At 52.3% G+C, this 18341-nt stretch carries 18 protein-coding genes; 9 read left to right on the top strand and 9 right to left on the bottom strand.

Going from position 1 to position 18341, the window contains the following annotated elements; translation table 11 throughout:
• Positions 1-390: a helix-turn-helix domain-containing protein gene (locus ACLJQJ_RS10090; RefSeq protein ID WP_000876817.1), complete on the top strand. Its 390-nt coding sequence runs from the start codon at positions 1-3 to the stop codon at positions 388-390.
• Here ACLJQJ_RS10090 and fghA read toward each other — a convergent pair.
• Entirely contained in the window at positions 379-1236 is an 858-nt protein-coding gene (gene fghA / locus ACLJQJ_RS10085; RefSeq protein ID WP_000425488.1) for an S-formylglutathione hydrolase, read from the bottom strand. The genes ACLJQJ_RS10090 and fghA overlap by 12 nt on opposite strands.
• 329 nt (positions 1237-1565) lie before the next feature.
• Here fghA and folE point away from each other — a divergent pair, with 329 nt between their 5' ends.
• From folE to mglC, 6 genes are all read left to right on the top strand, one after another.
• The gene (folE, locus tag ACLJQJ_RS10080) at positions 1566-2234 is read left to right on the top strand and encodes a GTP cyclohydrolase I FolE (protein ID WP_001139611.1); all 669 of its coding nucleotides are present in this window, start codon (positions 1566-1568) and stop codon (positions 2232-2234) included.
• Between the two features lie 14 nt (positions 2235-2248).
• Positions 2249-3391, top strand: a complete 1143-nt coding sequence (yeiB, locus tag ACLJQJ_RS10075) for a DUF418 domain-containing protein YeiB (protein WP_001518079.1) — start codon at positions 2249-2251, stop codon at positions 3389-3391.
• Positions 3392-3540: 149 nt separating this feature from the next.
• Positions 3541-4563, top strand: a complete 1023-nt coding sequence (gene galS, locus ACLJQJ_RS10070; protein ID WP_000628631.1) for an HTH-type transcriptional regulator GalS — start codon at positions 3541-3543, stop codon at positions 4561-4563.
• Positions 4564-5061: 498 nt separating this feature from the next.
• Positions 5062-6060, top strand: coding sequence for a galactose/glucose ABC transporter substrate-binding protein MglB (gene mglB, locus ACLJQJ_RS10065; protein WP_001036937.1), 999 nt, complete (start codon positions 5062-5064; stop codon positions 6058-6060).
• Positions 6061-6193: 133 nt separating this feature from the next.
• Positions 6194-7714, top strand: a complete 1521-nt coding sequence (gene mglA, locus ACLJQJ_RS10060; protein ID WP_063809090.1) for a galactose/methyl galactoside ABC transporter ATP-binding protein MglA — start codon at positions 6194-6196, stop codon at positions 7712-7714.
• 15 nt (positions 7715-7729) lie between these two features.
• On the top strand, positions 7730-8740 hold the full coding sequence (mglC, locus tag ACLJQJ_RS10055; protein WP_001275101.1) for a galactose/methyl galactoside ABC transporter permease MglC: 1011 nt from the start codon (positions 7730-7732) through the stop codon (positions 8738-8740).
• Between the two features lie 74 nt (positions 8741-8814).
• On the opposite strand, the gene preA is transcribed toward mglC, so the two are convergent.
• The 8 genes from preA to ACLJQJ_RS10015 form a co-directional block, all read right to left on the bottom strand.
• Positions 8815-10050 (bottom strand): NAD-dependent dihydropyrimidine dehydrogenase subunit PreA, encoded by a 1236-nt coding sequence (preA, locus tag ACLJQJ_RS10050; protein ID WP_000956095.1) that lies wholly within the window; start codon positions 10048-10050, stop codon positions 8815-8817.
• Positions 10044-11285: an NAD(P)-dependent oxidoreductase gene (locus ACLJQJ_RS10045; RefSeq protein ID WP_063809091.1), complete on the bottom strand. Its 1242-nt coding sequence runs from the start codon at positions 11283-11285 to the stop codon at positions 10044-10046. The genes preA and ACLJQJ_RS10045 overlap by 7 nt, the downstream gene beginning before the upstream one ends.
• 204 nt (positions 11286-11489) lie before the next feature.
• Positions 11490-11735, bottom strand: coding sequence for a DUF2542 family protein (locus ACLJQJ_RS10040; RefSeq protein ID WP_000605187.1), 246 nt, complete (start codon positions 11733-11735; stop codon positions 11490-11492).
• Positions 11732-12451 carry an outer membrane permeability protein SanA gene (gene sanA / locus ACLJQJ_RS10035; RefSeq protein WP_000920081.1) on the bottom strand — a complete coding sequence of 240 codons (720 nt, stop codon included), beginning with the start codon at positions 12449-12451 and terminating at the stop codon, positions 11732-11734. Before sanA ends, ACLJQJ_RS10040 begins: the two co-directional genes overlap by 4 nt.
• 176 nt (positions 12452-12627) lie before the next feature.
• A complete protein-coding gene (gene cdd, locus ACLJQJ_RS10030; protein ID WP_000553526.1) occupies positions 12628-13512 on the bottom strand; it encodes a cytidine deaminase in 885 nt (294 codons plus the stop codon).
• Between the two features lie 153 nt (positions 13513-13665).
• Complete coding sequence (locus ACLJQJ_RS10025; protein WP_000989296.1) at positions 13666-14361, bottom strand: CidB/LrgB family autolysis modulator; 696 nt, start codon at positions 14359-14361, stop codon at positions 13666-13668.
• Positions 14358-14756 carry a CidA/LrgA family protein gene (locus tag ACLJQJ_RS10020; protein WP_000045719.1) on the bottom strand — a complete coding sequence of 133 codons (399 nt, stop codon included), beginning with the start codon at positions 14754-14756 and terminating at the stop codon, positions 14358-14360. The genes ACLJQJ_RS10025 and ACLJQJ_RS10020 overlap by 4 nt, the downstream gene beginning before the upstream one ends.
• Before the next feature lie 131 nt (positions 14757-14887).
• Entirely contained in the window at positions 14888-15796 is a 909-nt protein-coding gene (locus tag ACLJQJ_RS10015) for a LysR substrate-binding domain-containing protein (RefSeq protein ID WP_000024658.1), read from the bottom strand.
• A 125-nt stretch (positions 15797-15921) separates the two neighbouring features.
• Here ACLJQJ_RS10015 and ACLJQJ_RS10010 point away from each other — a divergent pair, with 125 nt between their 5' ends.
• Both ACLJQJ_RS10010 and gtdA read left to right on the top strand, forming a co-directional pair.
• On the top strand, positions 15922-17280 hold the full coding sequence (locus tag ACLJQJ_RS10010; protein ID WP_000194218.1) for an MFS transporter: 1359 nt from the start codon (positions 15922-15924) through the stop codon (positions 17278-17280).
• Positions 17281-17291: 11 nt separating this feature from the next.
• The gene (gtdA, locus tag ACLJQJ_RS10005) at positions 17292-18329 is read left to right on the top strand and encodes a gentisate 1,2-dioxygenase (protein WP_001289857.1); all 1038 of its coding nucleotides are present in this window, start codon (positions 17292-17294) and stop codon (positions 18327-18329) included.
• The last annotated feature ends 12 nt before the right edge of the window (positions 18330-18341 follow it).

Here is an 18341-nt window from a genome sequence, read left to right as displayed (position 1 = left end):
GTGAAATACAATACGATGAATAACGACGAGATTATCCTGTCGTTGTGCGCCCGCTTAAAGGAGACGCGCCTGTCTCTTTCGATGACCCAGCAGCAGCTTGCCGATCGCGCGCACGTTGGTATTGCCACCATCAAGCGTATCGAGAAGGGGGGAGGGCTCAATCTTGATACGTTAATTTCTCTCCTGCGGGCGCTGGATAAGTTGCATAATCTTGATGCGGTGCTGTTTGAATCCGAGCTGCGTAATTTTCACGAAAGTTATGAAGGCGGAGAGGGCAGCGGCCGCCTTCAGGTACGCCAGCAGGCCGCGGATTTAAATAATAAATCTTCCGCGCCGCAGTCGGAGGAGGTGAACTACAGCGCGGCGCTGGAAAATTCATTATGTTGGTGACGTCTCACGCTCGTCCCGTAAATACCGGGCATGAAAGCGCAGATGGTCCTCGATGAAGGACGCAATAAAATAATAGCTATGATCGTAGCCAGGCTGGATTCGTAGCGTCATCGGCCAGGCGGTTTGCCGCGCGGCTTCCGCCAGTACGGCGGGCTGAAGCTGATCGGCGAGGAATTGATCGCTGTCGCCCTGATCGATGAGCACAGGAATGGCGTCCTGCGGCTGGCTGGCCAGCATTAATTCGCAGCTATCCCACTCAGTCCAGGCTGATTCATCTTCGCCGAGATAAGCGGTAAGCGCTTTGATTCCCCACGGCACGCGGCTGGGGTTGACGATAGGCGCAAAAGCAGAGACGCTGGTGTATTTGCCCGGATTTTTCAGCGCCATGATTAATGCGCCGTGGCCGCCCATCGAGTGCCCGCTGATGGCGCAACGGTCGCTGACGTTAAACTGTGTCTGGATAAGCGCCGGAAGCTCATCGCGCAGGTAATCGTACATGCGATAATGGCTGGCCCAGGGCGGCTGTGTGGCATTGAGATAAAACCCGGCGCCGTGGCCTAAATCGTATCCGCTATCGTCGGCGACCTGTTCACCGCGTGGACTGGTATCCGGCATCACCAATACAATGCCCAGTTCTGCTGCGATACGCTGCGCGCCTGCTTTGGTGGTAAAATTCTCATCATTGCAGGTCAACCCGGACAACCAGTACAGTACCGGAGGCGGTTCATTATCCTGAGTCGGCGGAAGAAAAATGCTGAATGTCATGGCGCAGTTTAGCGTGGCGGCATGATGACGCCAGCGCTGCTGCCAGCCGCCAAAACATCGGTGCTCTTCGAGCATTTCCATGCGGGGGCTCCTTTTATGGTGAACCTGATAAGGTATGCAGATTCTTCATAATACAGATTACTCACCGCGTTGTGAGTAACTTTCACTTCCGTAATACATAAACATGCTTCATCATTTAAATAACGTTGCGTTAACAAATATGCCCTTTGTCCTGCCAGCATTCTTGCACCGGAAAAGATGTCATGAAAGGCAGCGACAATTTCAACAATTATGGGCGTGAATACTGGATTATGTGCGCTACCTCACGCACAATAATCACACTGTCACAATATTGACAAACTTTGCCCCATGCAGGGCAGAGGCGCCACACCTGCAGGAGAACACGATTAATGCCATCACTCAGTAAAGAAGCGGCCCTGGTTCATGACGCGCTGGTTGCCCGGGGGCTGGAAACGCCGCTGCGCCCGCCTATGGATGAACTGGATAATGAAACGCGAAAAAGCCTTATCGCAGGGCATATGACTGAGATTATGCAGTTGCTGAATCTCGATTTGAGCGATGACAGTCTGATGGAAACGCCGCATCGTATCGCTAAGATGTACGTTGACGAGATTTTCGCCGGCCTCGACTATGCCAATTTCCCGAAAATTACCCTCATTGAAAATAAAATGAAGGTGGATGAAATGGTCACCGTCCGCGATATCACGCTGACCAGCACCTGTGAACATCACTTCGTGACCATTGATGGCAAAGCGACCGTCGCGTATATCCCCAAAGATTCCGTGATCGGCCTGTCGAAAATTAACCGCATCGTGCAATTCTTCGCCCAGCGTCCACAGGTTCAGGAACGTTTGACCCAACAAATTCTGACGGCGCTGCAAACCTTGCTCGGCACCAATAATGTAGCGGTATCGATTGATGCGGTGCATTACTGCGTGAAAGCGCGCGGTATTCGTGACGCAACCAGCGCCACGACGACGACGTCGCTGGGTGGATTGTTTAAGTCCAGCCAGAATACGCGCCAGGAGTTTCTGCGTGCCGTTCGCCATCATCCATGATTAAGGCGGAGACGATGGAGCGTAATGTCACGCTGGATTTTGTACGTGGCGTCGCTATCCTCGGTATCCTGCTTCTTAACATTAGCGCCTTTGGATTGCCGAAGGCGGCTTATCTCAATCCCGCCTGGTACGGCGCGATCGTTCCCGAAGACGCCTGGTCCTGGGCGATTCTCGATATTGTGGCGCAGGCTAAGTTTCTTACGCTGTTCGCGTTGTTGTTTGGCGCGGGGCTACAAATGCTGCTTCCGCGTGGTAAACAGTGGATTCAGTCGCGCTTAACGCTATTGGTACTGTTAGGTTTTATCCATGCGTTATTCTTTTGGGACGGCGACATTCTGCTGGCCTACGGTCTGGTCGGGTTAATTTGCTGGCGACTGGTACGCGACGCGCCTTCGGTAAAAAGCCTGTTCAATACCGGCATACTCCTTTATCTGGTCGGGATTGGCGTGCTACTGCTGCTGGGCGTGGTATCGAGTAGCGAAACCAGCCGCGCCTGGACGCCGGATGCGTCGGCAATATTGTATGAAAAATACTGGAAGCTGAACGGCGGCATGGAGGCTATCAGCAACCGGGCAGAGATGCTGTCGAATAGTTTACTGGCGCTCGGCGCGCAGTATGGCTGGCAACTGGCAGGTATGATGCTGCTGGGCGCCGCGCTAATGCGTAGCGGCTGGCTGAAAGGTCAGTACAGTCTGCGGCACTATCGCCGTACCGGGGTTCTGCTGGTGGCGTTAGGGCTAATGATCAACCTGCCTGCGGTCATTTTACAATGGCGGCTGGACTGGGCGTACCGCTGGTGCGCCTTCTTATTGCAGGCGCCGCGCGAACTGAGCGCGCCGTTGCAAACGCTGGGCTATGCCGCGCTGATGTTTGGCTTCTGGCCGCAGCTTAGCCGATGCAGACTGACGCTTGCCATTGCCTGCGTAGGGCGAATGGCGCTGACCAATTATCTGCTGCAGACGATCATCTGTACCACGCTGTTTTATCAGTTTGGCTTATTTATGAAATTCAATCGACTGGAACTCTTGTTCTTTGTCGTTCCGGTATGGGCAATAAACCTTCTCTTTTCCGTCATCTGGCTACGTTTCTGGCGACAGGGACCGGTCGAGTGGTTATGGCGTCAACTCACGTTGCGCGCGTCAGGATCGCTCAGATAACGATCTGGATCACATTCATTAACAAAATGGCTGTAACCGTTTCCATCCCTGTGATGTTTCTCACGCAGCCCTGGGCAGGGTGCTGACAAAATAGCCGCCTGCTAACGGGGCATTTGTGAGCATTTTTGAACTCAAACAGGGCAGTGAATATGATCACCATTCGTGATGTAGCGCGCCAGGCTGGCGTGTCTGTAGCGACCGTTTCCCGCGTACTGAATAACAGCGCGTTGGTCAGTCCCGACACCCGTGACGCCGTTATGCAGGCCGTCACCCTGCTGGGATATCGGCCAAATGCGAATGCGCAAGCGCTGGCCACCCAGGTGAGCGATACCATCGGCGTCGTGGTCATGGATGTTTCCGATGCCTTTTTCGGCGCTCTGGTGAAAGCCGTAGATCTGGTCGCGCAGCAGCACCAGAAATATGTTCTCATTGGCAACAGTTATCATGAGGCGGAAAAAGAGCGTCATGCGATTGAAGTCTTGATCCGTCAGCGTTGTAACGCATTGATTGTTCACTCAAAAGCCTTAACCGATCGCGAGCTGAGCGACTTTATGGATCAGATCCCCGGTATGGTGCTGATTAACCGTATCGTGCCGGGTTATGCGCATCGTTGTGTCTGTCTCGACAATGTGAGCGGTGCCAGAATGGCGACCCGAATGTTGCTGAATAATGGACATCAACGCATCGGCTACCTGGCTTCCAGCCACCGTATTGAAGATGACGCGATGCGCAGAGAAGGGTGGTTACACGCGCTGCAAGAGCAGGGGATTGCTGCGTCGGAGAGCTGGATAGGCACCGGCACGCCGGACATGCAGGGCGGCGAGTCGGCAATGGTTGAGTTGCTGGGACGCAATCTGCAACTGACGGCGGTATTTGCCTATAACGATAACATGGCGGCGGGCGCGCTGACGGCGTTAAAAGATAACGGCATCGCCATTCCCTTGCATCTGTCTGTCATCGGTTTCGACGATATCCCTATTGCTCGTTATACCGATCCTCAGTTGACTACCGTGCGCTATCCTATTGCTTCTATGGCGAAAATCGCGACCGAGCTGGCGTTACAGGGGGCCGCAGGCACGCTGGATATCACGGCGACGCACTGCTTTATGCCGACCCTGGTGCGGCGCCATTCGGTGGCGTGGCGACAGAATGCGGTACTGATCACTAACTGATTACGCCCCGCATGTAACCGTTTTCAATCTGTGAGTAAATTCACAGTTTATTAACATTGTGATAGCTATGATGACAACGTTTGTCGCACTGTAACTAATGTGTAACAGTTAGTTGTCAGTTTTGCTGGGGTATTTCGCTTATAAAAACCGTTATCACAATATCCCGCGACTACCGGACAAAAATAAAGAGTTGAATAAGAGCTTATCCCATTAGGGCTATTTTACTTGCCATTTTGGACCTGGGCAGTGCTCGCCAAAACGCGTTAGCGTTTTGAACGCCGCTTGCGGCGGCCCGAAGGGCGAGCGTAGCGAGTCAAACCTCACGTACTACGTGTACGCTCCGGTTTTTGCGCGCTGTCCGTGTCCAAACTGGCTGCGCCAATAACGCCTGGTGGGATAGGCTCTAAATACGCTTCGGCGTTCAGTAACACGCGTTAACGTGCTGAACAGCCGGGCATTTTTTTACGCTATACCCTACATAATAAAACCGGAGCTACCATGAATAAGAAGGTACTGACCCTTTCTGCCGTGATGGCAAGTCTGTTATTCGGCGCGCACGCGCACGCGGCTGATACTCGTATTGGCGTGACGATTTATAAATATGACGATAACTTTATGTCTGTGGTGCGTAAGGCTATTGAAAAAGATGGCAAATCCGCGCCGGATGTTCAGCTACTGATGAATGACTCGCAAAACGATCAATCTAAACAGAATGATCAAATTGACGTTTTATTGGCGAAAGGGGTTAAAGCTCTGGCGATTAACCTGGTCGACCCGGCAGCCGCCGGTACGGTGATTGAGAAAGCGCGCGGGCAAAATGTGCCGGTGGTGTTCTTTAACAAAGAGCCTTCCCGCAAAGCGCTGGACAGCTATGACAAGGCGTATTATGTCGGGACTGACTCTAAAGAATCCGGTGTGATTCAGGGCGACTTGATTGCCAAACACTGGCAGGCGAATCAGGGTTGGGATCTGAATAAAGACGGTAAAATTCAGTATGTTCTGCTGAAAGGCGAGCCGGGGCACCCGGATGCTGAAGCCCGTACGACGTATGTGGTGAAAGAGTTAAATGCTAAAGGTATTCAGACCGAGCAACTGGCGTTAGACACCGCCATGTGGGATACCGCGCAGGCAAAAGATAAGATGGATGCCTGGCTGTCTGGCCCGAACGCTAACAAGATTGAAGTGGTTATCGCGAATAACGATGCGATGGCGATGGGCGCGGTAGAGGCGCTGAAAGCGCATAATAAATCGTCGATTCCGGTCTTTGGCGTCGATGCGTTACCGGAAGCCCTGGCGCTGGTGAAATCGGGCGCGATGGCCGGTACGGTACTGAATGACGCCAACAATCAGGCGAAAGCGACATTCGATCTGGCGAAAAACCTCGCCGAAGGCAAGGGCGCGGCTGACGGTACCAACTGGAAGATTGAGAACAAAATCGTGCGCGTGCCTTATGTCGGCGTGGACAAAGACAATCTGAGCGAATTTACCCAAAAATAACTTTTCCGTCTGTGGGCGCAATTTTGTTGCGCCCTGAAACCGTGGAAGGGTGACGTGCCGCAGACCGGATAACGTATTTCTTTTGCCATCCGGCGCGGATAGTCATAATTAAAAAGGCCGACAGGGTATCATTATGGGCAGCACGATCTCTCCGTCGTCGGGTGAATATTTGTTGGAAATGCGTGGCATTAACAAATCATTTCCCGGCGTGAAAGCGCTTGATAATGTCAACTTAAACGTTCGTCCGCACTCTATTCATGCATTAATGGGCGAAAACGGCGCAGGCAAATCAACATTATTAAAATGTCTTTTTGGTATTTACCAAAAAGATTCCGGCAACATTGTATTTCAGGGAAAAGAAGTGAACTTCCATTCGGCGAAAGAAGCGCTGGAGAATGGGATTTCGATGGTACACCAGGAGTTAAATCTGGTATTGCAACGTTCGGTCATGGATAACATGTGGCTGGGACGTTATCCCACCAAAGGTATGTTTGTCGGCCAGGATAAAATGTACCAGGATACCAAAGCGATATTTGATGAACTGGATATCGATATTGACCCGCGCGCGCGCGTAGGAACATTATCCGTTTCGCAAATGCAGATGATCGAAATTGCGAAGGCGTTTTCCTATAACGCTAAGATCGTTATTATGGATGAGCCGACCTCATCGTTAACTGAGAAAGAGGTTAATCATCTGTTCACCATTATTCGCAAGCTGAAAGAACGCGGCTGCGGAATTGTTTATATCTCGCATAAAATGGAAGAAATTTTTCAATTGTGCGATGAAATTACTATTTTGCGCGACGGTCAATGGATTGCCACCCAGCCGCTGGAAGGGCTGGATATGGATAAGATCATTGCGATGATGGTCGGGCGTTCCCTGAACCAGCGCTTTCCGGATAAAGAAAATAAGCCGGGCGATGTGATTCTGGAGGTTCGTCACCTGACCTCGCTGCGCCAGCCTTCCATTCGCGATGTCTCCTTTGATTTGCACAAGGGCGAAATTCTGGGCATTGCCGGTCTGGTTGGGGCAAAGCGTACCGATATCGTCGAAACGCTGTTTGGCATTCGTGAGAAGTCGTCCGGGACAATCACTTTACATGGCAAGAAAATTAATAATCACACTGCGAACGAAGCGATTAACCACGGTTTTGCGCTGGTGACGGAAGAGCGTCGTTCCACCGGAATTTATGCCTATCTGGATATCGGATTTAACTCATTAATTTCGAATATCCGTAATTATAAAAATAAAGTGGGGTTACTGGATAATTCCCGGATGAAAAGCGACACCCAATGGGTCATTGATTCCATGCGGGTAAAAACGCCGGGGCATCGCACGCAAATTGGTTCGCTTTCCGGCGGCAATCAGCAAAAGGTGATCATTGGTCGCTGGCTATTAACGCAGCCGGAAATATTAATGCTGGACGAACCGACCCGCGGCATTGATGTCGGCGCAAAGTTTGAAATTTATCAGCTTATTGCGGAACTGGCGAAAAAAGGCAAGGGGATCATCATTATCTCTTCTGAAATGCCGGAGCTGTTAGGGATTACCGATCGTATCCTGGTGATGAGTAACGGTCTCGTTTCCGGCATTGTCGATACTAAAACAACAACGCAAAACGAAATTTTGCGTCTTGCTTCTTTGCACCTTTAAGATCAGGGGCTCCTTATGAGTGCGTTAAACAAGAAAAGCTTTTTGACCTGGCTGAAAGAGGGCGGAATTTACGTCGTTCTTTTAGTGTTGCTGGCGATTATTATTTTCCAGGACCCGACTTTTTTAAGTTTGCTGAATTTAAGTAATATTCTGACGCAATCTTCGGTACGTATTATTATCGCGCTGGGCGTGGCGGGACTCATCGTCACCCAGGGGACAGACCTGTCGGCGGGGCGTCAGGTAGGGCTGGCGGCGGTCGTGGCGGCAACATTACTGCAATCAATGGAAAACGCCAATAAAGTGTTTCCGGAAATGGCGACCATGCCGATTGCGCTGGTCATCCTGATTGTCTGCGCGATTGGCGCGGTGATTGGCCTGGTGAACGGCATCATCATTGCTTACCTGAACGTGACGCCGTTTATTACCACGCTTGGCACGATGATTATCGTTTATGGGATCAACTCCCTTTACTATGACTTTGTCGGCGCTTCGCCCATTTCCGGCTTTGACAGCGGCTTTTCCACCTTTGCACAGGGCTTTGTGGCGATGGGCAGTTTCCGGCTCTCATACATCACCTTTTACGCTCTGATTGCGGTAGCGTTTGTCTGGGTGCTGTGGAATAAGACCCGTTTTGGTAAAAACATTTTTGCTATTGGCGGCAACCCGGAGGCGGCGAAAGTTTCTGGCGTAAACGTGGCGCTGAACCTGCTGATGATTTATGCGCTCTCCGGCGTGTTTTATGCCTTCGGCGGCTTACTGGAAGCAGGGCGTATTGGTTCTGCCACCAACAACCTCGGCTTTATGTATGAACTGGATGCGATTGCCGCGTGCGTGGTCGGGGGCGTATCGTTTAGCGGCGGAGTGGGGACGGTCTTCGGCGTGGTGACCGGCGTCATTATCTTTACCGTCATCAACTATGGCCTGACCTATATCGGGGTAAACCCGTACTGGCAGTACATCATCAAAGGCGGCATTATCATTTTCGCCGTGGCGCTGGACTCGCTGAAATACGCGCGTAAGAAGTAGTTATCCAGACGTATTACCTTGCTTATCAGATAACCCGGCGCAGCGAAACTGCGCGCCGGGCTTCATACCGTGAGCTACAGCGTTAACGCGTGTTCTTTTTCGCCTTTTTTAAATTTGACCTCGCCTAAATCAATACAGGCGACCGGGCAGACATGACCGCACAGCAGACAACCGACGCATTTTTCCGTATTGCAATGCGGCGTGCGGCTGTGTTCATCCCACTCCATCGCCTGATGGCCGCCGTCATAGCAGGAGATATAGCAACGTCCGCAGCCGACGCATTTCTCCTGATTAATCCGCGGATAGACGATATAGCTGCGATCCAGGTCTTCCGCCGGGATAATATTGCCATTCGCCAGCCCGATCATCTCCTGTAATGAGGCAAATCCCTGATCGGCCAGATAGTGGCTGAGGCCGCTCGCCATATCTTCTACAATGCGGTAACCGTATTGCATAATGCCTGTCGTCACCTGTAGGGTCGCCGCGCCCAGCAGCAGAAATTCGGCAGCGTCTTCCCAGGTTTCAATGCCGCCGATACCGCTAATCGGGAAATCGCGCAGTTCAGGGTGCATTCGCAACTGCTGGATAAAACGCAGCGCAATGGGTTTCACCGCTTTTCCTGAATAACCGGAGATGCTGGATTTACCGTTAACCACCGGCATCCCGATTTTGCGGTTCAGGTCGATGTTAGTAATGGATTTCACGGTGTTGATGGTGGCGATACCGTCGGCCCCGCCGCGTTTGGCGGCCAGCGCGACTTCGCACATATCGCCAATATTCGGCGTCATTTTCGCCAGCATTGGCAAAGATGAACCGCGTTTTACGGCGCGGCAGTATTTTTCAACCAGCTCCGGGCTTTGCCCTACATCGCTTCCCATGGCGTGCGAGGTCATCTGCGGGCAAGAGAAGTTACACTCAATCATATCCGCGCCGGCTTCTTCAACCAGACGCGCCAGTTCTTGCCACTGCTGCTCATTTTCCCCCATGATGGAAGCAATCAGCACCTTATCCGGATAATCCTGTTTTAACCTTCGAATGGCGGCCAGGTTCTCTTCCAGCGGATGCTCAGCAATTTGCTCCATGTTTTTGAAACCAATAAAACCGGTATCTTCTTTCGTCAGGTGATCAAAACGTGGAGAGACTTCGTTGGCAATAAAAAAACCAATGGTTTTAAAAACGATCCCGCCCCAGCCGGTATCATAGGCTTTGGCACACATCTCATAGCAATTGCCTACCGGAGAAGAAGAGAGACAAAACGGATTGGGAAACTTAACGCCGCAAAAGGTAACAGACAAATCTTTTGTTAACATGAGCAGGCCTCCTCTAAATAATGATGAATAGCCTGAGCGGCTTCTTTTCCGGTTTTTACCGCATAAACGACGGTCTTATCACCTTTAACAATATCGCCAGCGGCAAAGATCGCCGGGTCGTCGGTTTGATAATTGTGCGTGTCGATAATATTATGCTGCGCTTTTATCTCCGCAAAGTTATCCAGTCGTGCGTGCTGCCCCACGGCCAAAATAATATTTTCCGCTTCCAGCGTCAGTTCTCCTGAGTGGCGTACATGGTGGAAGGTCACTTTATTTCCGCTGACGGCGACAGGCGTAAAACCATCAATAATCGATACGCCTAATGCCTGCGTGCTGGTAAATTCTTTTTCGCTGGCGGGAAATTGGGCTAATTCTTCCCGCGCCACGCAGGTGACGGAAGGACAGCCGAGAATTTTTAACGTACTGGCGACATCCATCGCTACGTCGCCGCCGCCAATAATTAATGCGCTACGCGGAACGCTAATATCGCCGTCGGCCTGACGGGCGCGCTGTAAAAAATCAACGGCAATCTCTACGTGACTGGCTTGCTCAAATAACGGTAAATCAGAGCCACAGGACATCCCGACGGTCATCAGCACGGCGCGATATTCGGCTTTGAGTTGCGCAAGCGATAGCGACCCGCCCACCTCACAATTACATTTAATATTGACGCCCATTTCTACAATGCGGGCAATTTCCTGATCGAGAACGCTTTGCGGCAGACGAAATGCCGGGATGCCGTGACGCAGCCATCCGCCGGGCTGCGGCTGTTTTTCGTAAATGGTGACGTCATAGCCTAAATGCGTGAGCGTCACGCTTGCCTGCAAACCTGCCGGACCCGCGCCAATAATCGCTACTTTCCCGCGTGTTTTACTCCCGGGCTGATAAATCTGCATGGCAGTCTGCTGTTCAAAATCGGTAATAAAACGTTGCAGGCGTGCAATATCAATAGGTTTATCTATTCCGGAACGTGTACATCCGCGCTGGCATAATTTTTCCGTCGGACAGACTCTGGCGCAGACGGCGCCAAGCGCATTATTTTCCCGGATAGTTTCCGCTGCGCCTTTAAAATTGCGAAAGTAAATAGAACGAATAAATTTCCCCGGATCGGTTTGCGCCGGGCAAGCCTGACTACAGGGCGCATCGTGACATAATAAACAACGTGAAGCCTCTTTTATTGCCAGTAATGGCGTAAAACCAGGCGTGAGTTCATCCAGATAATTTTGTTGCGGCATATAATCTTCCTTAATGCTTGAATAAATTAAGGCGAAACGCAAATAACGCGTTTTAATGATCCAAAATCTACCGCCACCCTAAGCATTGAAAGAAGGGTATTCTGTGAAAGAATTCACAAAAAAATGAAACCAGAATGCAAAACAGCATTTGTTCCTTATATCATAATAATAACTATTCTCAATTTTAAAGGGATAATAAATAGATTAACGATAAAAAAGAAGATAAATAATCATTCCAGTAAATAAAAAACCGCAACCGGTATAAAGAAAAAGATAAGACCAATATTGTACGGGATCGGCATGGCGATAGACATAAACCGGTTTTCGCGCATTTTTGACAACTTTATCTACCGCGCCGGTTCGCCAGCCTTTCCAGGCCTCACGGAAGCAAAAAAGCGGGAGTAGCAGAAAGGCTAATATGACAAATATCGTCTGTACATCCATGATCATTTCCCTTTTTTCTTTTCCAGTTCAAGCAATTGTTCCGGTGTAACTGCCGGATACCCCTGGGCGTCATTCGGCACCTGATGCTGCGTGGGAATAGGTACCAGCGGGCCTAAAAAACGCGGTTCGCGTTTAAAAATATAGAGATCCGCCAGCGCGCTAAAGCGGGCGCCAAATTCGCGCAGGCGCACTGTCAGCATATTTTTGGGCGAAGGTACCGCGTAACACTGCGCCTGAATGCCCATATGCAGCGCAATAAACAAGGCGCGTTCGCAGTGGAAGCGCTGAGTGATGATAATAAAGTCGTTGGTATCAAACACTTTGCGGGTACGCACAATGGAGTCAAGCGTACGGAAGCCAGCGTAATCAAGCACAATGTCCGCAGGATCGACGCCCGCCGCGATAAGGTCTTTGCGCATGGTCATCGGTTCGTTATAGCTTTGCAGGGCATTGTCGCCGCTGAGCAGCAGGTAATTGACTTTACCGCTATTGTAAGCGTTTAACGCGCCCTGGATACGATAACGATAGTACTGATTAATGACACCCTTGCGATAGTATTTGGCTGTCCCTAACACGACGCCAACCTGGCGGTAGGGGAGATCCTGTAGCTCGTCATAGATATAGGGCGCTGTTTTCCAGCTCATCCACCGATCGAGGCCAAGCACCGTCAACAGCAGCAAGCCTACCAGGACCAACAGGCTGTAAAACACGCGCTTTAACATGCAGGAAACTCGATACCAGGATGAAAGTACGATCAGGCTACTGTACCCGAAGACGTAGCGCAAGAAACCGCCGTCTGATTGCGGAGATTTTCAGCATGATTTCCCTTGTATCGGGTCGCGGGAGAGGAGAGTCAGGCCGGATAAGACGCCAGTGCGTCGCTATCCGGCACATTTGCTTAGCCGAGAAGCACGCGGTCAATATTATGGCAACCTAACGCTTTCAGCGTTGCGGCGGTGGCATCCCATTGAATTAATGCCGCATCGCCTTTTTCCGCCAGAATCGCACGCTGAATATCCGCATAGTCATAGCCATTGAGACTCAGCAGGTTTAGCGCGCCTTGCAGCGGGGGAAGCGTAGGGTTAAAGGCGGCGTTTTCCGCATAGCTGCCGGTGAAAATACGGCCATCTTTACATTCCAGCGCCACGCCGCTCGGTGAGTGGCTATAAGGCATATGGCTCTTATTGGCTGCCGTTATCGCCGCTTGCGTTAGCGTATCGCCCGTTAACGTAAAGCCATGATCCTGCTCGTCCATCAGCAGCGTTTTGATCTCCAGATCTTTTGGCCCGAAAGCGTCAGGCAGATAATCGCGTAACGTATGCGGCGCGCGGCCCGGCAGATGAATGCGCAGATCCAGACCGCTGTTCAGCTCGTTCATAAACTGGCGACAGTGGCCGCAAGGCGTGTAGTTAACGGTGACGGCGGCGAGCCCTTTTTCGCCGCGTAGCCAGGCGTGGCTAATCGCGCTTTGTTCAGCATGCACAGTTTGTTGCATGGTGGCGCCCAGGAACTCCATATTCGCGCCGAAATACCAGTTGCCGCTAACGCCGCGCGCAATCGCGCCAACGTTAAAATGGGACAAATCGGTACGGGCGCAGGCCGCCGCCAGAGGTAACAGTGCGAAAGCCAGCGCGTCTTCGTCCAGTCCCGCCGTATTTTTAAGCGTCGAGACCTGCTCTGCGGTCAGCATGGCGGGAAAATGGTGGTCCGCCAGGATAGGGGCCAGCGCTGATTGCAAATTATCCGCAAGCTGGGCAAAAGCAGTTTGAAAACGTGGATGCATGGCGTTGCCTCATAACAATGTAATGGAACCGTAGTTTACGGGCCTGCTATGTCTTAATATGTGATCTAAATCTCATTGCTTATGCAACTTGTGAAACTTAAATGAAAAATGCGCGACGTATCGCAAATTTTAACCCGGTCTTTTGTCCCGTCGTTAGCGCATTACCGCCAGAATGAGCGGAAACAAAAAGGGCGCTACCAGCGAGGTAATAATGCCGCAGATCACCAGCGCCAGGGAGCTAAACGCGCCTTCCTGGTAATCCAGCTCGGCGCAGCGCGCAGTACCGAGCGCATGTGAGGCGGTCCCCATTGCCAGCCCGCGTGCGGCTTTAGTACGGATGTGCATCGCGTTTAACAGCGTGTGGCCAAACACCGCGCCCAGAATACCGACAAAAATTACGCATACCGCGCTGATCGCGGGGATGCCGCCGATGCTGCCGCCCACCGCCATCGCGATAGGCGTAGTCACGGATTTAGGCAGTACCGATGCCGCGATTTCAGGCGTTGCGCCCATCAGCAAGGCAACGGATGTCCCGGTAATCATCGCTACCAGACTGCCGACAAAACAGATGCTAATAATGGATTTCCAACGCGCGCGAATCTGGTGCAATTGTTCATAAAGGGGATAGGCCAGTGCCACTACCGCCGGTTGCAGCAGATCGTTAAGTACTTCGCTGCCTTTGAAGTAGTGCTCGTAGGGAATACCGGTCAGCAACAGAAAAGGAATAATGACTACCATTGCCACCAGCAGCGGATTCAGCAACGGCATTTTAAAATGCGCCGCCAGTCTGCGGGCGGCGAAAAATACCGCCAGCGTCAGCGGTAACGACCACCAGATATATGTCATCATTTTTTCGTTCCCTTCTGCCCAACCACTTTACGCTCACCGTGTATCAGATGTGAACTCCAGCTTACGACCACAAAAACGACCAGCGTACTGATAGCGCAAGAGACCACCACCGGGCCGAATTGCGCGCGCAGTAAGTCAAAATATTGCATGACCCCAACGCCAATCGGCACAAACAGCAACGCCATATAACGAATCAGCACATAACAGCCGGGGTTAACCCACTTTGCCGGCAGAATTTGCAGCGCCAGCAATACAAACAGAATTAACATCCCGATAATGCTGCCGGGAATAGTGATAGGAAGCAGTGATGCAAGAAAAATGCCTGCGTACAAACAGGCATAAATCAATACAAAAGCGCGTATATATTGCCAGATAATATTCAGTGACTTACTCATGTTTAAAGCCCTTGATGAGATGAATTCATCATACAATTAAACGTTAAAACGTGCTACCGATCACATCATGAATTCTTAGCATAGTGGGTATAGACAGCAGGAACATCGGGCAATGCCCCTGGTCGGCGGTGTTAAACCTGGGCTAAAAAATACAAAAAGCGACTCAGGGCCAAAGACGGCGTCTCATTCTTACGCCAGAACATCCCTACGCTGCCTTTTTGCTCAATTTTTGGCAAGTTTAAAATCGCCAGTTGCCCCTGGCTGGCATAGCGTTGCGCCAGCCGTAAAGAAAGAATAGAGATCATATCGCTGCTTTGCAGCAAATTGGTGCTGACGTTCATTGACGCCGATTCAATGGTGTTTTCCGGGAGCATGACGCCGTTATCGACGAGGGCGTTATCAATACTGATGCGAATAGGGGTGCCGGTTGGCCAGACTATCCACCGCCAGTGCGCCAGATCGCTCCAGGCGATCTGCGCTCGCGCGGCCAGCGGATGGTGCGGACGCGCCACAAAGCAGACCGGCTCGGTATAAAGTACCTGATAATTAAGCGGCAGTTGCAGGGCGCGGCCGCCGACACGCCCTACCACCACATCCACCTGACCGGCAAGCAAATCGTGCAGCAGCGGCGTCATTACCTTCTCTTCAATATTCAGATGCAGCGTCGGCATTTCGTTAAGCAGGCTCAGAATCGCCTGTGATACGCAGTCAGTCGCCACGGGCGAACAGCCGATCTTCAGGCTGCCAACCAGGCCGCCCTGCTTGAAACGGGCGATTTCATACTGTGAACGCTCCAGATCGTTAATTAGGCGCTGGGCGTGCTGGAGCAGTAATTTACCGCCTTCCGAGGGCCGTAGCCCTTTACTGTGGCGCTCAAAAAGCGTGATGCCTATCTCATCTTCGAGTTGAGATAGCCACTTCGATAGCGCCGGCTGGGAGATATTCATCATCCGGGCGACGTGCGTCAGGTTGCCCTGTTCGCCCAGCGCAACCAGCGTTTGCAGGTGATGTAATTTCAATTTCTGCGCCCAGTTCGCCATTCGCTATAACCTCCAGGTTATGTCTCTGCCTGAAAAGCCATTGTACATTTTATCGCTCACTCTACAAACTCGTAACATAGCAAACATAAAAACAACATCTATCTCCCTGCACTGAGGCATTAGCTATGACTCAACGACGTGATCTACAAGCCCTTATTGATGCCGCGCCCGTCGGCAAAATGCAGTGGCGCGTTATCATCTGCTGTTTTCTGGTGGTTATGCTCGACGGTTTCGACACCGCTGCGATTGGCTTCATCGCCCCGGATATTCGTACCCACTGGCAGCTAAGCGCCAGCGAACTTGCGCCGCTGTTTGGCGCAGGGCTGCTGGGGCTTACGGCCGGTGCGCTGCTATGCGGGCCGCTGGCGGATCGCTTTGGCCGCAAGCGGGTCATTGAGCTTTGCGTGGCGCTATTCGGCGCATTGAGTCTGCTTTCCGCTTTCTCGCCGGATATAGAAACCCTGGTGTTGCTGCGCTTCTTAACCGGTCTGGGACTGGGCGGAGCGATGCCGAATACCATCACCATGACGTCGGAATACCTTCCCGCTCGTCGACGCGGAGCGCTGGTCACGCTGATGTTCTGCGGTTTTACCCTGGGGTCGGCGATGGGCGGGATTGTGAGCGCGCAACTGGTGCCGCTGATTGGCTGGCACGGAATTCTGGCGCTAGGCGGCATCTTGCCTTTGATGCTGTTTTTCGGCCTGCTGTTCGCGCTGCCGGAATCTCCCCGCTGGCAGGTACGCCGCCAACTACCGCAAGCCGTTGTCGCCCGGACGGTCAGCGCCATTACCGGCGAGCGCTATCACGATACGCAATTCTTTCTGCATGAGACGGCAGCCATCGCCAAAGGCAGTATTCGCCAGCTTTTTGCCGGGCGACAGCTTGTCATTACCCTGATGTTATGGGTGGTGTTCTTTATGAGCCTGCTCATTATCTATCTGCTTTCCAGCTGGATGCCGACGTTACTTAACCATCGCGGTATTGATCTGCAACAGGCGTCGTGGGTGACTGCCGCATTCCAGGTTGGCGGCACGCTTGGCGCGCTGTTACTCGGCGTGTTGATGGATCGGCTTAACCCGTTCCGGGTACTGGCGGTGAGCTATGCGCTGGGCGCGGTTTGCATTGTCATGATAGGCCTGAGCGAAAACGGCCTTTGGCTGATGGCGCTGGCGATTTTTGGTACCGGCATCGGTATTAGCGGTTCCCAGGTCGGGCTTAATGCTCTGACGGCGACGCTGTACCCCACCCAAAGCCGGGCGACGGGCGTGAGCTGGTCGAACGCCATTGGACGCTGCGGGGCGATTGTCGGTTCGCTCTCCGGCGGCATGATGATGGCCCTCAATTTCTCTTTCGATACGTTGTTTTTTGTCATTGCTATTCCGGCGGCTATCAGCGCGGTAATGCTTACCCTGCTGACGGTGGTTGTCCGCCTTTCGATTTCTGTACCTGACGACCTGCCGCGTGCCAGCGTCGTAAACGAATAAGGAGAATCTCCATGTCTGAAATAAATCAGAACGTAAAAGATAGCCGTCAGCAGTATTACCAGCATATTTCCGGGCAGAATCTGACGCCGCTGTGGGAATCGTTACATCACCTGGTACCGCAGACGCCAAACGCCAACTGCGCGCCGGCCTACTGGAATTATCAGGAAATTCGTCCGCTACTGATGGAAAGCGGCAATGTCATTGGCGCGAAAGAGGCGATCCGCCGGGTGCTGGTGCTGGAAAATCCGGCATTGCGCGGTCAGTCGTCGATCACGGCGACCTTATATGCTGGTTTACAGCTGATCCTGCCCGGCGAAGTCGCGCCGAGTCATCGCCATAACCAGTCGGCGCTGCGTTTTATCGTCGAAGGTAAAGGCGCATTTACCGCGGTGGACGGCGAGCGCACGCCAATGCATACCGGCGATTTTATCCTGACGCCGCAGTGGCGCTGGCACGATCATGGTAATCCGGGGTCAGAGCCGGTGGTATGGCTGGATGGTCTGGATCTGCCGTTAGTCAATCTCCTGGGCTGTGGTTTTGCGGAAGACTATCCCGAAGATCAGCAGCCGGTGACGCGAAAAGAGGGCGATTATCTGCCGCGCTATGCAGCGAATATGCTGCCGCTGCGCCACCAGCGCGGGAACTCGTCGCCGATTTTCAACTACCGTTACGACCGCAGTCGCGAGGCGCTGCACGATCTGACCCGTATGGGCGATCCGGATGAGTGGGAAGGTTACAAGCTGCGTTACGTTAATCCCGTCACCGGCGGTTATCCGATGCCGTCGATGGGCGCGTTCCTGCAACTGCTGCCAAAAGGCTTTGCCTCGCGTGTGGCGCGGAGCACCGACAGCACTATCTACCACGTCGTTGAAGGGGCAGGGCAGGTCACTATCGGCAACGAAACTTTTCATTTTTCCGCAAAAGACATTTTTGTGGCGCCGACCTGGCATGAGGTGTCGTTTCGCAGCAGCGAAGACACGGTGTTATTCAGCTTTTCGGACAAGCCGGTTCAGGAAGCCCTGGGGCTGTTCCGCGAAGCACGTTATTAATTAGGGAGAGAG

Source organism: Salmonella sp. SAL04202, assembly GCF_046550775.1.
In the GTDB taxonomy this organism is placed as follows: Bacteria; Pseudomonadota; Gammaproteobacteria; order Enterobacterales; family Enterobacteriaceae; genus Salmonella; species Salmonella enterica.
The sequence above is the reverse complement of the archived record's forward strand: the minus strand, read 5'-3'. Positions and strand labels throughout refer to the sequence as shown.

Coding starts and splice junctions, on each gene's coding strand:
- fghA (WP_000425488.1), bottom strand. CDS start 1,236: ATGGAAATGCTCGAAGAGCACCGATGTTTTGGCGGCTGGCAGCAGCGC.
- folE (WP_001139611.1), top strand. CDS start 1,566: ATGCCATCACTCAGTAAAGAAGCGGCCCTGGTTCATGACGCGCTGGTT.
- yeiB (WP_001518079.1), top strand. CDS start 2,249: ATGGAGCGTAATGTCACGCTGGATTTTGTACGTGGCGTCGCTATCCTC.
- galS (WP_000628631.1), top strand. CDS start 3,541: ATGATCACCATTCGTGATGTAGCGCGCCAGGCTGGCGTGTCTGTAGCG.
- mglB (WP_001036937.1), top strand. CDS start 5,062: ATGAATAAGAAGGTACTGACCCTTTCTGCCGTGATGGCAAGTCTGTTA.
- mglA (WP_063809090.1), top strand. CDS start 6,194: ATGGGCAGCACGATCTCTCCGTCGTCGGGTGAATATTTGTTGGAAATG.
- mglC (WP_001275101.1), top strand. CDS start 7,730: ATGAGTGCGTTAAACAAGAAAAGCTTTTTGACCTGGCTGAAAGAGGGC.
- preA (WP_000956095.1), bottom strand. CDS start 10,050: ATGTTAACAAAAGATTTGTCTGTTACCTTTTGCGGCGTTAAGTTTCCC.
- ACLJQJ_RS10045 (WP_063809091.1), bottom strand. CDS start 11,285: ATGCCGCAACAAAATTATCTGGATGAACTCACGCCTGGTTTTACGCCA.
- ACLJQJ_RS10040 (WP_000605187.1), bottom strand. CDS start 11,735: ATGATCATGGATGTACAGACGATATTTGTCATATTAGCCTTTCTGCTA.
- sanA (WP_000920081.1), bottom strand. CDS start 12,451: ATGTTAAAGCGCGTGTTTTACAGCCTGTTGGTCCTGGTAGGCTTGCTG.
- cdd (WP_000553526.1), bottom strand. CDS start 13,512: ATGCATCCACGTTTTCAAACTGCTTTTGCCCAGCTTGCGGATAATTTG.
- ACLJQJ_RS10025 (WP_000989296.1), bottom strand. CDS start 14,361: ATGATGACATATATCTGGTGGTCGTTACCGCTGACGCTGGCGGTATTT.
- ACLJQJ_RS10020 (WP_000045719.1), bottom strand. CDS start 14,756: ATGAGTAAGTCACTGAATATTATCTGGCAATATATACGCGCTTTTGTA.
- ACLJQJ_RS10015 (WP_000024658.1), bottom strand. CDS start 15,796: ATGGCGAACTGGGCGCAGAAATTGAAATTACATCACCTGCAAACGCTG.
- ACLJQJ_RS10010 (WP_000194218.1), top strand. CDS start 15,922: ATGACTCAACGACGTGATCTACAAGCCCTTATTGATGCCGCGCCCGTC.
- gtdA (WP_001289857.1), top strand. CDS start 17,292: ATGTCTGAAATAAATCAGAACGTAAAAGATAGCCGTCAGCAGTATTAC.